This window comes from Shewanella sp. 433, from assembly GCF_059338565.1.
The window spans coordinates 875,894-892,126 of record NZ_CM181703.1 but is presented as its reverse complement, the minus strand read 5'-3'; the positions used below and the strand labels follow the sequence as shown (position 1 = coordinate 892,126).

Below are 16,233 nucleotides of genomic sequence, written 5' to 3'. Positions count from 1 at the left end.
CTGTGAAGGACGAAACGTTGATATGGCCAGTTCTTGGCTTTTGGATAAATGTTCAGATTTCTTTATGCAAGTTATCTGTGCCTTATTTGTTTTTTCGGGCTTACAGGGGAACTGGTATGTTAACAACAGGCGCAACCAGACTGATAGCCAGTACAGCTAAAAAATTCCCCTTAGTAATCCATCTTATAATTTTTAGGATATCTAACAAAAATTTTGAAGGGATAGTTAACATGAAAAAAATATTGCTTTTAGCATTGGTATTGCTTGGTATGACAGCGTGCTCCAAACCTGTTGACGAGGCCATAAATATTGCAGTAGAAGTTTGCGAAAATATCAAGGCAGCAGATTTTGACATGCTAGATGTCGCAGATGCTGATTTAATCCAACAATATAAAGATCTTCGTGAATACGACAGGAAGTTATTTAAGAGAACTGTTCAGGAAAAAATGGACTGCAAGGTCACAGATGTTGAGGCTGGTTCCAATGAAGGTTCCTTTAGAGTCAATTTTGTCAACGCCAATTCGCTCAATGTTGCATTGGATCTTTCTAGCGATGATTTTAAGGTGAAATACGAATATAGAGACACATCTAACTTATTTTTTTAAACTGCGGTGTGTGGGGTTAACTGCCCCCCACTATCTAGTCGATAGGTTTAACACTTGTGTCACTGCCGATCTTTACAGTTAGCAAGGCTTTACAATTGAAAGCTACGAGTCACCAGAAAGTGGTTGCAAAGTAGCTAACATGTGACCGTGGCAACATTTTCAAGTTCTGACTTGATTTAAGCTATTGAACCTTATGGAAAACATGACAATGTTTTTATCTGGACATTATATAAAGGACTAAATAATGAAGCTTAACCCCAGTGGATACAATACCTCCCTTGCAATCAAGCTCTTCGATTTTACTTCGTTCACAACCCCATTTAACACAATGCTAAATGCATTTAATAGTAACGAACAAAGCGGAAAATCTACTTAGGCTAAAAATAGTAGGGCTAGCTCTCTTATTCTGCTTTATCCCTATGCAAGCTATAGATACTGACTTACAAAAATGGGCTTTCAAAGAACTATTAAAACCCTTTACCTTAATATTTCATAAGCACAATACATTTGTGTTCTTAACTCGAGAAAAATAAACATGAACAATACTCGTGGATTGTTATCGGCAATTATTCTATCGGTGCTCCTTACTGCATGTGGCGGTGGTGGAGATGATGGTGGTACAACTCCAACAACTCCAACAACTCCAGTTAATCATGCCCCCACTCTATCTTTGGCTGAATCATCGATCTCTATGATGGGAAGTTCCACCACAGATGTCGCAATTACAGCTACTGATGAGGATGGTGATGAACTGACATACAGCTTTAGCTCCACCTCTCCTGTTCTTTCAGCCAGCGTCAACGGTGATAGTCTGGTGATCACCGCAAGTGATGTGGAAGCTAGCACCAATGCAACATTGATCGTTACTGTCAGTGATGGCAAAGATAGTGTAGCTAAAGAAATCACAGTCATAGTCACCAAGTATGTTGCCTACTCAGTAACTTGGGTGGATGCGGAATCAGTCAACCTTTCTGTTGCTCAAGCAGCGAAAGCTCGTTTCCCATTTGTTTTAGAACTAGGTTCTCTCAGTGAAGAAAACATTACTTATAGTGTTAGTATGAATGTTGATGCAGGACTTAATCAATCTGCTATTTCCGCTGCTGTCAGCTCTGAGGGCAAGGAAGTTGTTGTTTCTCCATCTAAAGAAAACCAAGGTGATTACACTGGTGTTTTGACTGTCACTGACGGTATTACAACAGAGACATTAAACTTTTCTTTAAATGTTTATTATGCAGTTCGTGCTCCTTTTATGGATAGTGAACGCTTTGTTTTCTTGGAAGAAGGTGAAACTAAGACTTTTGAAATGTCGTCTACAGAAATTCTTGATGCAGATAGTTTAGCGATTTTTGAAGCTGAACCATTTGAAGTTCTTGAAGGCGATGCTAGTAAAATTGCTTTCGATTATGACAATACTGCTAAAACTTATTCTTTCACAGCTCTTGAGGGTTCTAAGTTTTCAGGATTTTTAGTGAGAATTAATACAACTGATTCTTTTGATGGTCGTGCTGGTGCAGCTTATGAAATTTATGTAAAGGGTGCTACCACTTCTCAGGAACGTGAATTGGAAGAAAAAATTGTACTCGCTCAAAAGTTCGTTAAGCAATCACAAGAAATGGAACGACTTGGTGACTTTTTGATTGATGCTTTAGAAATGCAGGGTGTATTGACTCAACAAGAAGCATTAACTGAACGTCTGTTGATCGCTGATTCTCGCTACTTTTCTGATAATGAATCCACTTCGGCGTTAACTTGCATGCTTGGTGCCGCTCAAACTGGCTTTGTTGTAAACAATAACTTTAAGGGTGGTTATATTGACGGTGAATATACTACTCAGCGTGGCTACATTTGTAATGTAGGAGAGGAAGAGACTTATAACCACCAATCAGGTACGGCAAGTTCTCAATTTTACGCTAACACTAAAAATTATGGTCTAGCAGTAAGTAATATTCAGCGTATTCGTACAATTCAAGACAATGATTACTACTCTGCTGCTGGTCAAAATATTATTGAACGCATTAACCGTTTAGCAAACATGCTAAAAGCCGAAGTTTCAGGTTTAGAACTAGGTCGCATTTATTGGGAACAAATGAATGAATTAAGAAATGGTTCTTACAGCAGATTTGTAGGAAATGCTACTTACGGTGCATATCAAGGCGACACTTGGGTATGGAAGCCAGAGTATAAAGTTTTAGGTCTTGCTGCTTCAATGGCAAACGGAACCGTTATTCATTAGCGCATAGAGTAATTGGTAACGCTTATAAAGCAATGACCTCCTTCAAATTCGAATTAAGAGTAAGAACAAATGAAAATTACTAATCTAGCGGCTTCTATCCTGATTACTATGACTTCCATCTCTGTACAATCAGCCGAGTTGATTATCAACTGGGAAGACAATGATCGTGTTCATAGCGTAGACGCTCTTGAACAAATTTCTGCACAAACTGGCTTAGATATTAAGCTTCTAAAACCCCTTCAAAATACTTTTGATTTGGTTGATGTTAGCGGAGATAGCGAAACAGCTATTAAAACTCTTCTAACCACTGGTTACTTCAAGTATGTTGAAAAAAATGGACTTGTTGTTTCACCAAAAGTGAATAGTGAATTGATTGATGTAAATCGTTTTCAATCACAAGCTCCACAAAAAGGCACTATCGGTACTCGATCTCTTGTAATCAATAAATTTAATGACCCTCTGTATCTAGGTCAGGAATATTTAGATGAACAAGAAGAAACTCGTATGGGGCTTTCTAGCATTGCTAAGGCTCGTGACTATGCAGTAAAAAATACCAAGCTAGATCGCAAGGTTCGTGTTGCTGTACTGGATACTGGTAAGTGGGAGCATGAAGACATGCTCTGGTCAGAAGATGAAGCATCTTTCGTTGATTCAGGAATGGGTTGTCTAACTGCTGATCATGAAAATACTGCCACTGATTTAACTTGTTCTTCTGAGAATGTATTTCCTCATTACAATAATAATGATGCAACTGACAAATCTTGGTGGGATCTAGACGGTGATGGTGTTTACAATGTTGTTATTGATGGTCACGGATTGAGTGTTGCGAGTCAAATTGCAGCTACTTCAAACAATAATCTTGGTATGGTTGGCATTGTTCCAACTAACAGTCTTGAACTTGTTCCTGTACGTGTCCTTGGTAGCTATGGTGGTGATTCTTACAGCATTGCTAACGGTGTTTGGTGGGCTATCAAAAAATACAGCAATGGTTCTTTGAATGAAGGAGATCAAGGTTATGTTCGTCCTATCTCTGAGCCTGTTGATGTTATCAACTTGAGTGTAGGTGGATATTCTGAAATGAGCTGTGAGGCTAACAGCTACATGCAGGATGCAGTTAGTGAAGCGTACAAGATGAATATTAGTGTTGTTATTGCTGTGGGTAATGAAGCAGCAGACACCACATATGTTACTCCTGCAAACTGCGAAGAAGCACTAGCAGTGGCATCTTCTAAGATGGGCGGTGAAATTAGTAATTTCTCTAACTTCGGACAATTCGCTGACCTTGCAGTTCATGGTGAAGACATCACTGGTGCAACAATTGGTACATTTTATTATGCCACTGGTCGCAATTGTGGTTCATCTGCAAGCTATGACGATTGTTACTCTGAAAACACAGGTACTTCAATGTCTACTCCTAATGCTTCAGGTATTCTAGCATTGCTTAAGCTGACTCACCCTGATTTATCAGCTAAAGAACGTGAAGCAATGATGTTGAACACTGCTGTTCCTTATGAGCTGAATGGTCATGGTCAAGCATCAAGAGCTTCTAAAGTTGGATATGGTGCAGGTGTTGTTAACGCTTACAATGCACTTCGCAATGATGTACTAGCAATTGAAAAAGTAAATGTTCAACATCGTTACGAAGAGTTTGCTTCACCAGTTCAAGAAGCATATTTAACTCAGATGCTAGAAGTTGTCCCTACTGCGTGTTCTATGTATAACGTACAGTTTGGTACACTGCAACATGCTGTAGATGGTGTTAGCTACAAAGTTATGCAAACTAACGCTACTGGCAATATTGACTCTGTTAACTTTGATACAACTGTTGTTACTGATGTTCCTCGTGCTACTGTCGATACTTCTACATATTCAAGAGTTGCGGTACAATCTTGTAAGAATGGCGCTTGTGGTGACATTGTTGAAGTCGATTTTAGCCATTCTGTATCACCTGGCGTATGTGAGGGCTAAGGTTTGCAATTATAAATACCCTTCCTTTTAAAGAAGGGTATTTATAGCTCAACCTCGTTGGTTTTGTTGTTGAGTTATCAACTCGGTTTAATACCTGAGCTAACATAATTGCGAAGTATCACAAGTCAAAAAATGCTCACAGCATTAAGGGTTCATATGTCATCCATTAAATTTAATATCATCGCTCTCACCCTGATATCTTTGCTGATATCTGGCTGTAGTCAATTTAACGATAAGCCCACTTCTGAATCTGCAGCAAATATTGTGAAAGAGAACAAGGTAACAGAAAGCCTAAATGCTGAAGCGCTGATGAGAAGAAAAGTCAGCATAACCTATATTGTCTACTGGAAAGAAGATCTGATTGAGAACGGATCCAGATTAGAAGCGCTTAGAAAAGCCACTGAATTGAACATTGAGAGTGTTAAAACTAGAAAAAGCATGGATGTCATTATGGTTCAAGACAATCTAAGTCCGCATGACATACTGATGAAAATAGATAACTCAGGCATGGTTAATCAGGTAGTACAGGAGCAACTTCTTAAAGCGCAGTAGCTAGATTAGGCAGTCAAGTCATCAAGAATTAAGGTTTTAGTTTCCCCCTTTAAACCCATTCACCCCCTACTATTTCATATATCTTTATGAAAAACGCTAGATAATTTTAATGATATAAAACAAAAGGTTTGTATTTTATTGAATGTCTGTTTTTAAACATACGAGCTTTTCGGTGTTTAGCCATTAAAAACAATCCATTTGGGGCCGCCAGACGCCGCTAGCACACGAGTAAACAGCGCGGGATCAAGCCCATGTTTGGCAATCGTGCGATAGGCACTGGGGCCGGCTAAAAACCGTAATTGAGACAAGTTATTTTCCTTGTTTAATGTCATCAACTCACTCCTTATCCTAAGGAGCCTATGAAGTTGGCTATGATAATAAAATATAGCGGCAGTGGGCAGCCAGCATTTGTCTAAAATGGCCTGTAAATAAGAGATAGAATATAGGCGTATATTAACAGCCCTAAGCTAAGCCTTATGCTAACCACTGGCAAAACAAGAGATTATCGTTACGAGTAAACCCTTTGTGCTAAGGCAACGTATTGCCATGGCATGATAAACCATCAGCGCAGCAACAAAAAAGGAAGCGACCCAAGTGACAGCCAAGCACGAGCCCACAACCTCATTCACCGCCGGCCTAAACAGATGTTGTTTTTAACGCAGCGCGTCAATATGCCCGCCAGAATCACAGGCTTACTGGCGTTACTTAGTCTGTTCACTCTGGGCTGCCAGCCCAGGCAAGATGCCGATGCCGTATGGCAAGATTACAGCAAACGGCTCGAGACCGTGCTCAATCAGCCCTATCCAAGCGCACCATTGAATCCCATGGCCTTACCCAAGACTGCAGCTTATCAAGCAGACACCAAAACCCTCTCTATTTTACAAACACTTAAGCTTAATCACTGCGCGCTTGGCCAACTGATTGCCGAGCGCAATAGCGCTTTAGGTAAAGTGGCACCGGCGAGTCAGCGGCTGATCTACCATATTCGTTTTATCCAACTTGCCCCCAAGTGCATTGATACATTAGACGATGCTGACCTCATCGACACACTGACATTAGGGCTTGAACAAAAACAGCAACAGGCACTCACAGTGTTTAGGCAGATGCTAACGCGCGATATCAGCGTTAAGAAAAGGCTGTTTATCGGTTACGACTCACTGACCCTAAATGAGATGCATAGCGGACGAGTGGAGTTTGAAAGTGCACTGAGCCAGCTCAACAACATCAAAGAGCAGATCATCGCTCACTCGTGGCAACAGATCGAGATAGATAATTTAGAGCAAACACTTGCGATTTTTCATCGCCAACCACTGCTCAACCAATATCTGCGCTCACTTGCATTGAGCGTATCTCAACTAACAGCAATCAATGACTACCTATTTAACTATCAAACGCTCGCCGCCTGCCGCCTTGGCCACGCCAATCGGCAACAAGAGATATTGCAAAACTTGTTTCACAAATATTATCTAGGGCAAACCCAGGCTTATCTATCCCAATTAAACCAACTGCATTACCGCTTAAGTCAGCCGATGCAACGCCTGTTTGATGGCAGTGTTTATCAAGACTACATCGAGCATCATTTCTCCGAACAGCGCCATGCCCTGCCCGCACAACTCAAGCAGCAGATGCGCCGACATGTGCAGTGGTGGCAAGATTTTAGGGCCTCATGCGATATCCCACCGCCCGAGCCACAACAAACGCTATCCCACTAACAGCCAAGCTTGCTAAACTAGCGCTTCAATTAACTTGTTTGCGTAACCGTCATGATAGTAGATAGCCTAAATAACATTGCCCTGTACGCCTCACTGAGCCCAAGATTGGCCAAAGCGCTGCAACACTTAGTCGAGACCGACTTTACTCAAGCCGAGGTGGGTACCTATGAGCTCGATGGCAAAGATCTGTTTGTCATCGTTAATGACTATGAAACTACCCCTAGAGAACAAGAATCTTTTGAGGTGCACCGCCGTTACATCGACGTGCAATATGTGGTCAGTGGTGAAGAGGAGTTTGGCTATCTACCACTGGCGGATCAGACTCCATCAAAACCCTACTTCGACAAACATGATTACGCCCAGTTTGATTATGAGTCCAATAAAGCTAATGCTGCCTTTATCCCCTTAAAAGCGGGGATGTTTGCGCTGTTTTTTCCGCAAGATATTCATATGCCGGGCACGCTAGCCACACCTAAAGCGGTAAGGAAAGTGGTTATAAAAGTCGGTATTTAATCTCGCCACGACAGGCATAAACAGGGGCAAGCATTGCCCGCAGGCATAAAATAAAGCCACAAAAAAGGGCACTGATGATGCGATCCTGTGCCCTTATTATCGAGATCCCACAAGGCTGATTATGAGTCTTCGGGTAAACCTATATGCATATGGCCCGACTTATAGTCTATGGTTAACACAAAGTGTTTCAGTACATCATAGCCCACCAGCCCCTTGATATTCTTACCCTTGATACGAGACCCTCCACTGTTACTACGACCCGAGACCGATGCTGTTTGCCCCTCTCCTGGTACTGTCACTAAGACATTTTCAACTGTGTATGGCCCAAACTTCATCTTAGGCAACCGAAAGCTATCGACCAGAGCAATGCTATTGGCACCACCTGTGACCCCCGACTGAGAACCGTAAAGCTCAAGCCAGTTATTGTCCGTTACTAACATGCGCTTTAAAAATAGTCCGCCTGCATTACCGGTATCGAGGACAAGCCAAGGGTTTTCATCGCCATCACCATTAAGCTCAACTCGAACAATTGGTTGCCCCGTTCCTCTGTCTATCTGCATCGGTATATTTTCGAGTTTAGCTAAATCCACACTGCCTCTTTCGAATAATCTCATCCGGCTATTGGGGTAATCAATCTGAAATATAAACTTATCTAATAGACCCGCACCGAGTAACAACTGCACCTCATGATGGCCAATACGCAGACTCGCTAACTGATCAAACTCGATGGTTGCCCCAAACAAAGTCACAGGGACATTATTATAGAGCTGGCGTTTCTCAGTGCTGAACACCCCTTGAATATTAATCTTGCCACCTTTATCGAATTCAAAACCATGGCGATTAATAAAGCTTGTGTTAATCGCATTGCCTTGAGCGCCACTATCCAAAATGGCGCGACCTTCTATGCCATTAATGCTCACTGGCAAATTGATGTGGCCATTGATAAGTTCAAAATCAACCCATTGGGTGACGGCAAAGGTATTAAAAGAGGCAATCAAACAGAGCATACCAGCGAGTTGTCGAAGCGAGGCGTACATCAATCATCCTTAATTTAGTATAGTTATCAACCAGACAACCTATTCAATAATACTAGATATGTCAATGCTATAACTCATAGAGGCTATCCCTTAGTGGAAGCTGTAGATTTTATTAGACGCTATCGGAAGTTTTAAATACTTCAGTAGACTTATCAATTTTAACATCACACCGGATACAATCAAAAGGTCACCCTTTTTAAAATAAACTGAATTCGTATTTATAACGACAAAAATGGTCTGACACAATTCAATTCAGCACTACCAAAAAGAAACCCAATTAAAAAACCTTATTAATAAAAATAAAAATAAAAATAAAAATAAAAATCTCAAGCAGACAAATTAAAATCCAAAATCCATATCAAATATAGTGATAACATAAAAATGTAAATATGACCGATATAAAACCCACTTATTTCTCGTCAAACAAATCCAATGTTCATCTAAGCCACAGACTAACTAATAGACTAAAATCAAGTTAAACTAAAAATACAGAAAAATACAAACAACCATTAATGTATCCCTCCACTGCAACCCTTAAATATGTAACCCAAAATATCAATCACTTATAGTATCCATCTGGGGGGGGAATGCAGGCACTAAAAGATGCCTCACTAGATCATGTTCTTTAAGCTGCAAATTGGGTTCACGAAGGTAGACTTAAGATCTACGAAAAATGGATCTTAGATATTCAATCATCAACTATCTTGCGTTGAGTCTTAGTTCTCATAAATACACTATGAAATATATCACACGGTGTAACGGCTCGTATTGAACCCGATGATTTTACGGTTATGTTATTAGCACATGGTGAATATTTCAAACGTGACTTATGAATAAATTCAATTTCTGCTCATTGATCTATTTTTTAATGATGGTTATTTCATCAAGTGCAATAGCGAGCGATATAGGATTTAAGACATACAACATATATGGCAAAACCATGGGAAATAATTATCAGATAACCTGGGACTCCGATAACACCACACCAGAACAAGTCTATCTCCTGCGAAAAAAGATAGAGTTACGACTAGAAGAAATTAACGCTTCTATGTCCACGTGGCGACAAGATTCTGAAATATCCAAAATTAATGCCTACTCAGGCAATGATGCAATACAGATATCTCCACCACTAGCTGAAGTACTAGCAAAAGCTATTGCTATCGCAAAAATGACTGACGGTGCGCTTGATATCACCATCGCGCCTCTAGTTGAACTTTGGGGGTTTGGACCATCAAGCCACCCTCGCCAAATACCAAGCGCTAACGAAATAAAGCAAGTGTTGCAATATACAGGCCTGGATAACATCACATTAGCCAGCACAACGCTGACAAAACGCGATCCACGCACTCGACTGGATCTCTCTTCGATAGCTAAAGGTTACGGCGTCGACGAAATAGCAAGACTATTGCGCCAAGAGGGGATTGAGCACTTTTTAGTGGATATCGGCGGTGAGCTGGTGACTAATGGAAAACGTTTCGATGGCCAATTGTGGCAAGTTGCAGTGGATAAGCCTGAATTAAACAGTCGTGATCAGGTTGCCACCCTTTCTATTAGTGATAAAGCCATTGCGACCTCTGGCGACTATCGCAATTTTTTTGAACAAAACAACATTCAATTTTCTCACATTATTAACCCCAAAACAGGTCGTTCTGTGCAACGGCAAGTAATATCGGCCACCGTCATCGCTGACGACTGTGCCACCGCTGATGCACTTGCTACTGCGACGGTTGTCATGGGAGTTAAGCCTGCATTAGCCATGGCAGAAAGGTTCGGGCTTCCCCTGATGTTAATTGAAAATCATGCTGGCGAAATCACATTTCATCACAGTAAAGCGTTCCAAGCATATCTCAACTAAAACTTAATATTTTAAATAAAAACAATGTAGTAGGTGGTAACAATGAAAAAGAAACTATTAGCGACATTAATCTGTTCATCTTTGGTTCTAATGACGGGTTGTAATGACGATACTGTCGAAAAAACAAGCCAAGATGTATTAGATAAATTAGCACAACTAGAAGCAACGAATAGCGAATTAACCACTCAAAATGATCAGCTTAACGATGCCCAAATCAAGCTAGCCAAAGAGAAAGCCGATCTACAATTAGCGATAGGCGAACTCAAAGATAATATGCTACAACCCTATGATTTTTCTACTCAATGCGCAGAGATTGACGTAGCATTCGATTATATAGACCCTAATACTAAAGAAGCCGAACTGGTGCTAAAAGCCAACGTCGGTGTTGCAGGTGATGAATGCCTTTCTTGCCATACCTATGACGGCACTGGTGAGTCAGGGGTCACGCCGCCTCATAGCGACTATGGCGATTGTGCTGGCTGCCACGCGCCACATTCAGCCCCTCCAGCAGACTTAGTAGGCAACCCAACGGATCCCACCTACACACAGCCCATATTTAAACCTGGCGCTATCGATGGCAAAACCGGCGCTTCAGGCCTTTCATATTACACAACTGGTTCCTTCCTAAACGCTAAATGGTTAGAAGATGCGGTGAACACCAAAATACATAATTACCGCTGGACCGAGGCGACAGAAGCGAACACCGGGGCAACCACATTAGCGCAAGCCTGTGTGATGGAAAACCGTGAACATATGAAAGAGATGTACCCGAATGACGGTAAGGCTTATGTAATTGAAACTGCAGATAATTACTTAGGTTCTAAACTCGTTGCTACGGTAAACAAATATGTTGAAAATGGTGTAACCATTGAAACGCCTAATGTGGCGACATTTGGGTGGGGATTGAAAAATATTAATGGCGATTATTTCAGCTCTGTATTTATCGGTAAAAACAACACCTGTTACAACGCCATCATGAATGGTAATGCCCGCTTATCCTACTACCAATATGATGAGACTCAATTTGCCAAAACAGGCTTTGACGAAGATAGCCGTAATCGCGGCGCCCGCTTAATCGTTACAACAGATTATACTCGTACCGGTTTATTTGCTGCCGATTGGGCTACACCTGTTCCGGGTGCCGGTATCGGCGAAACCTTTGATCCAAAAGATATAGATTGGAACCAAGTCGGTGCTTGTAACATTACATTCAAGGTCGAAAAAATCATTCCTCTGGGCTAAAAATTAGCGTTTAGCACTCAAATAAGGGGCTTACTACTGGGTAAGCCCTTTTACCATCTAACCTAAGTCGCGCACCTTTAAACAGCACTTATTTTCAACCGTTATGTGAGTTGCATCCTCGAAATAAACTGAGGGTACATTAGAATTGGCTAAGGATTTCTTATATGGCTTTTATTACATAATGATTAATGAGATAAGCCGGTTAGACTACTTCACTTTAAACGTTTTGGTCGCGTTATGTGACCATAAAAGTGTCACTGTTGCGGCGGTCAGGCTAAACGTATCTCAATCTAAAGTGAGTCGTTCGTTAACTTGTTTGCGCGAAATTTTTGGCGATCCTCTGTTTGTCAGACAACGCTATGGCATGGAGCCAAACCATCTTGCAGAAACCATCTATCCCTTGGCGAAATCAGTAGTCTCACAATATCAAACTCTTGCTCGCACGGCTCAGAATAACCGCTTGTGTAAACGTGAAATTAATATCGCAGTACAGGAACACCTAAGCTCTATGGTGATGGATTGCCTTCATCATAGCCGCGCCGCAACTCAAGCAAACCTGACGTTTAATCTTCACCCTTGGACTGGCGATGTACAACACCAGATTAACCAATCTAAGCTAGATTACTCGATTGCAATTAACCCAACTCATAACGATAAAGTAGAGCTTCATCAAATTGGTCAAATACACAACTTTTACCTAGTCGCTAAGAAAGGTCACCCCATCTTTGAGCACCCTTTAAGCATTGAGATATTATTTTCCCACCCTGTTGCACTATTTTATTACTCCATGAATGGCCCTAAAAACCATAAATTGGAAACCCTCTCGAGCGAATTAAAGCTCCCCTTATCTGTATCAATGAAAACCACAAGCCTTAACCTGTTACTAGAGCATATTGAAAAAACCGAATGCATCGGTTTACTGGCATCATTTATGGTCACGGAGGCAATAGAGAAAAGAGGCACCATAGACTATGTCGATTTAACCGATTTTTGGAAAGATAAAGTCAACCACTCAGCCAAACGTCCTCAATACAATATTTATCTGCAGAGCCAAAAGGATGCAGATCCCGCCTTTACTAATGCATTGGTCGATAACTTGAAAACCCGTATTGCCTTAAAACAAGCCTTATAAGACATGCTTTATTAAACAGAAATAAAGCTTAAATAAAAGGAAGCCCCCTAAGCTAAAGTGCAAAAAAACAAGTCCGCCTTTAAGGCGGACTTGGCCAATATAAAAGACACCTTTATCTATCGCATCATCCCTTGTGGCTATTAATGACTAGGATTCTCGCTATTTTGATACAGCCAGCGATAGAGGGTCGGCAATACCAGCAGTGTCAGTGCTGTTGAGCTAAATAGGCCACCGATGATCACCACAGCGAGTGGCTGTTGAATCTCACTGCCCACACCAGTCGAGAGCAGAATAGGAATAAGGCCTAACGCGGATGTCAGCGCCGTCATCAATACCGGGCGAAGCCGCCCGACAGTGCCTTCGTACACGCAGGCATAAAGCGGCTCACCCGCTGCGCGGCGCTGATTAATCGAATCCACCAATACCACACCATTAAGCACTGCCACCCCAAACAGGGTAATAAACCCAATCGAGCTTGGCACCGACAGATAAGTGCCGCTGAGATAGAGCGCGACAATACCGCCAATCAAGGCCAGGGGTACATTGGCCATAATCAGCGCGACCTGCTTAATAGAGCCAAATGAGAAGTAGAGCAGCAAGGCGATCAACCCAATAGAGATAGGCACCACCAGCATCAGTTTTTGCTGCGCGCGCTGCTGGTTTTCATACTGCCCACCCACCACGACGGTGTAGCCTGGTGGCAACTCGGCTTGGGGCACTATGGCATAAATATCATCGACCACTGACCCCATATCGCGTCCCGATACGTTAGCTTGTACCACAACGCGGCGCTGCACATCATCGCGGCGGATATTGGGCGGCGCCATCTCAACCAACACATCGGCCACCTCGCCAAGCCGCACGGTCGCACCATTCGCCCCATTAAGCAGCAGATCCCGCAGCGCATCAGGCGCACTACGGTACTCTGATGCCAAACGCACATTGATATCATATCTGGCGTTGCCATCGATCACCTGCCCAGCACTCGCGCCGCCCACTCCTTGGCTCACTAGGCTCATCACCTCATCGACACTGATGCCATAACGGGCTAACACGTCACGCTTAGGACGCACCACCAACTGCGCCTCACCAGAGACTTGCTCCAGCGACACATCAACCGCGCCGGGGATCTGCATCACCAAATCACTCAGTTGTTGGCCTTTTTGCGACAATACCGCTAAATCTGGGCCGAACAGCTTAATGGCAAGCTGCGCCTTCACCCCAGACAGCAACTCATCTACGCGAGTGGCAATAGGCTGAGAGAAGGTAAACAGCAGGCCCGGATAGACACTCAGCTTTTGCTCCATTAGCCGCTGCAGGGCAAAGCGATCGCTCGCCGATTGCCACTCCTCCAGCGGCTTGAGACCAATATAGATCTCAATATTACTCACAGGCTCAGGGTCGCCGCCCAGCTCCGCCGCGCCAATGCGGCTTAGCGCATATTCCACCTCAGGAAATTGCATTAAGATTTTTTCAAGCTTAGGCGCGACCTCAAGCGAAGTGCCAAGGCTGGCGGTGGGTGCTAAGGTAACGCGCAGATTGATGGTGCCCTCCTCTAATTCGGGCACAAACTCTGTGCCTAGCCTAGGCAGCAGCGCCATGCTTAAGGCAAACATCAGTATCGCGGTTAATCCCACCACTTTAGGGCGCGCCATGGTGACGGTGAGCAGCTTGCGATAGAGGGATTCAATCGGTTTAAGCAACACGCTTTGTCTCAGTTTCACACCCCGTTTGAACACTCCCGGTTGAAACAAGATTACCGCCAGTGCTGGCACCACAATCAAGGCCACCAACAAGGCCGATATCATAGCTAAGATGATGCTGACCGCCATCGGCTGAAACAGCTTGCCCTCAACCCCTTCTAAGGCAAACAGCGGCGCAAACACCACAATAATAATGGCGGTCGCAAAAAAGATAGGCCGACACACCTCTTTTGCCGCCAACATGACCCTAATGGCAATACCGCTACCCGCGCCTTCACTATCCCGGCCTTTACTAAGATCGTCTTGATTGGCATGGTACGGATCACGCTCACCTCCGGCTCTAGCCTGTGCTTTGGCTAAATGACCTCTATCTGGCTGGGTAAGATGTTTAAAGATGTTTTCCACCATCACCACCGAGCCATCGACCAGCATACCAATCGCCACGGCGAGGCCGCCTAGTGACATTAAATTGGCCGACATGCCAAAGTAAGCCATCACCATCAGCGCCAGACCAATCGACACAGGAATAGACAACAACACCAGCAAGGTAGCGCGCAGATTGACTAGAAACAGTGCTAAAATCACCACAATAAACACGAAGGCCATTAGCAGGGCATCGCGCACTGTGGTGACCGCTTGCGCCACTAAATCTGCCTGATCGTAAAACACCTCAAACGACACGCCATCGGGCAAAGCTTGCTCGATTAGCGCGCGTCGCGAGGCAATATCATCTATGGTCGCCTTGGTATTGGCTCCCATGCGTTTTAACACCACGCCAGCCACCACTTCGCCTAAGTGTTGCGCTTGCCCAGCGTCATCGCGGCGCGTCATGGTGACCGCCCCCACACGAATTTCACTGCCGTAATCCACTTTGGCAATATCACTTATCCGAACTGGGGTTCCCGCCACTTCGGTCAGGGGGATTTGCGCAATGGCTTTGAGACCCGCATCGCCCGCGGGCAACATACCGTAACCGCGCACCACCAGTTGCTCTTGGCCTTGTGCCATAAACCAGCCACCGGCATTGCGGTTGTTGCTCTCAAGCGCAGCGGTTACCTGTGCCATATCAAGGCCGTAACTGCGCAGTTTGTTGGGCTCTATCTGCACTTGATATTGCCGCACTTCACCGCCAAAGGAGAGCACATCGGTCACCCCAGCCACGGGCATCATCAGCAGCTTCACTAAGTAATCATTCAGGCTTCTCAGCTCATAGGCATCGATGCCAGAACCGGGTTCGGCGCGTAAAATATATTGATAAATTTGCCCTAATCCCGAGGTGTTGGGGCCAATTTCGGGCACTCCGACTCCGCTAGGGATCATCTCTCTGGCCGCTTGCAACTGCTCAAACACTTGCTGGCGAGCAAAATAGATATCCGTGCCTTCATCAAACACCACAGTCACAATAGACAAGCCCGTACGCGACAATGAGCGCACCTCTGTGACCGCAGGCAAGGCGTACATCGCCGACTCGACGGGGTAACTTATTAGCTTTTCCACCTCTTCGGCGGCTAAGCCTTCAGCTGCGGTATTGACCGTCACCTGCACATTGGTCACATCGGGAAAGGCGTCGAGATTGAGCTTAGGCAGTACCACCACACTGGCGACAATGGTCCCTAGCAGGGCCAACACCACCAGCAGACGATTGGCTATCGCCGTATCGATTAATTTTTGTAGCATAGCG

The 16,233-nt window shown here is 43.8% G+C and carries 12 protein-coding genes; 9 read left to right on the top strand and 3 right to left on the bottom strand.

Annotated features, from left to right (window positions below):
• Nucleotides 1–2: 2 nt before the first annotated feature.
• The 4 genes from AC5YB1_RS04070 to AC5YB1_RS04055 all read left to right on the top strand — a co-directional run bounded on the left by AC5YB1_RS04070 (nt 3) and on the right by AC5YB1_RS04055 (nt 5,358).
• On the top strand, nt 3–605 hold the full coding sequence (locus AC5YB1_RS04070; protein WP_494520817.1) for a hypothetical protein: 603 nt from the start codon (nt 3–5) through the stop codon (nt 603–605).
• Between the two features lie 535 nt (nt 606–1,140).
• The gene (locus AC5YB1_RS04065) at nt 1,141–2,838 is read left to right on the top strand and encodes a hypothetical protein (protein ID WP_494520816.1); all 1,698 of its coding nucleotides are present in this window, start codon (nt 1,141–1,143) and stop codon (nt 2,836–2,838) included.
• Between the two features lie 69 nt (nt 2,839–2,907).
• A complete protein-coding gene (locus tag AC5YB1_RS04060; RefSeq protein WP_494520815.1) occupies nt 2,908–4,806 on the top strand; it encodes a S8 family peptidase in 1,899 nt (632 codons plus the stop codon).
• A gap of 156 nt (nt 4,807–4,962) precedes the next feature.
• Complete coding sequence (locus AC5YB1_RS04055; RefSeq protein ID WP_494520814.1) at nt 4,963–5,358, top strand: hypothetical protein; 396 nt, start codon at nt 4,963–4,965, stop codon at nt 5,356–5,358.
• Between the two features lie 176 nt (nt 5,359–5,534).
• Here AC5YB1_RS04055 and AC5YB1_RS04050 read toward each other — a convergent pair whose 3' ends face one another.
• Nucleotides 5,535–5,690 (bottom strand): hypothetical protein, encoded by a 156-nt coding sequence (locus tag AC5YB1_RS04050; RefSeq protein WP_494520813.1) that lies wholly within the window; start codon nt 5,688–5,690, stop codon nt 5,535–5,537.
• Nucleotides 5,691–5,909: 219 nt separating this feature from the next.
• Between AC5YB1_RS04050 and AC5YB1_RS04045 the strand changes: the two genes are divergently transcribed.
• Together AC5YB1_RS04045 and AC5YB1_RS04040 are read left to right on the top strand one after the other, a co-directional pair.
• The gene (locus tag AC5YB1_RS04045; protein WP_494520812.1) at nt 5,910–7,070 is read left to right on the top strand and encodes a DUF3080 family protein; all 1,161 of its coding nucleotides are present in this window, start codon (nt 5,910–5,912) and stop codon (nt 7,068–7,070) included.
• Between the two features lie 51 nt (nt 7,071–7,121).
• Complete coding sequence (locus AC5YB1_RS04040; RefSeq protein WP_494520811.1) at nt 7,122–7,583, top strand: NanQ anomerase/TabA/YiaL family protein; 462 nt, start codon at nt 7,122–7,124, stop codon at nt 7,581–7,583.
• A 119-nt stretch (nt 7,584–7,702) separates the two neighbouring features.
• Here the strand turns inward: AC5YB1_RS04040 and AC5YB1_RS04035 are convergent, their stop codons facing one another.
• Nucleotides 7,703–8,620 (bottom strand): aspartyl protease family protein, encoded by a 918-nt coding sequence (locus tag AC5YB1_RS04035; protein WP_475514966.1) that lies wholly within the window; start codon nt 8,618–8,620, stop codon nt 7,703–7,705.
• Between the two features lie 829 nt (nt 8,621–9,449).
• Here AC5YB1_RS04035 and AC5YB1_RS04030 point away from each other — a divergent pair.
• The 3 genes from AC5YB1_RS04030 (at nt 9,450) to AC5YB1_RS04020 (ending at nt 12,849) form a co-directional block, all read left to right on the top strand.
• Nucleotides 9,450–10,475 carry an FAD:protein FMN transferase gene (locus AC5YB1_RS04030; protein ID WP_494520810.1) on the top strand — a complete coding sequence of 342 codons (1,026 nt, stop codon included), beginning with the start codon at nt 9,450–9,452 and terminating at the stop codon, nt 10,473–10,475.
• A gap of 42 nt (nt 10,476–10,517) precedes the next feature.
• Complete coding sequence (locus tag AC5YB1_RS04025) at nt 10,518–11,717, top strand: hypothetical protein (protein WP_494520809.1); 1,200 nt, start codon at nt 10,518–10,520, stop codon at nt 11,715–11,717.
• A 181-nt stretch (nt 11,718–11,898) separates the two neighbouring features.
• Nucleotides 11,899–12,849 (top strand): LysR family transcriptional regulator, encoded by a 951-nt coding sequence (locus tag AC5YB1_RS04020; protein ID WP_494520808.1) that lies wholly within the window; start codon nt 11,899–11,901, stop codon nt 12,847–12,849.
• Between the two features lie 140 nt (nt 12,850–12,989).
• On the opposite strand, the gene AC5YB1_RS04015 is transcribed toward AC5YB1_RS04020, so the two are convergent.
• Nucleotides 12,990–16,229 (bottom strand): efflux RND transporter permease subunit, encoded by a 3,240-nt coding sequence (locus AC5YB1_RS04015; protein WP_494520807.1) that lies wholly within the window; start codon nt 16,227–16,229, stop codon nt 12,990–12,992.
• Nucleotides 16,230–16,233: the final 4 nt, after the last annotated feature.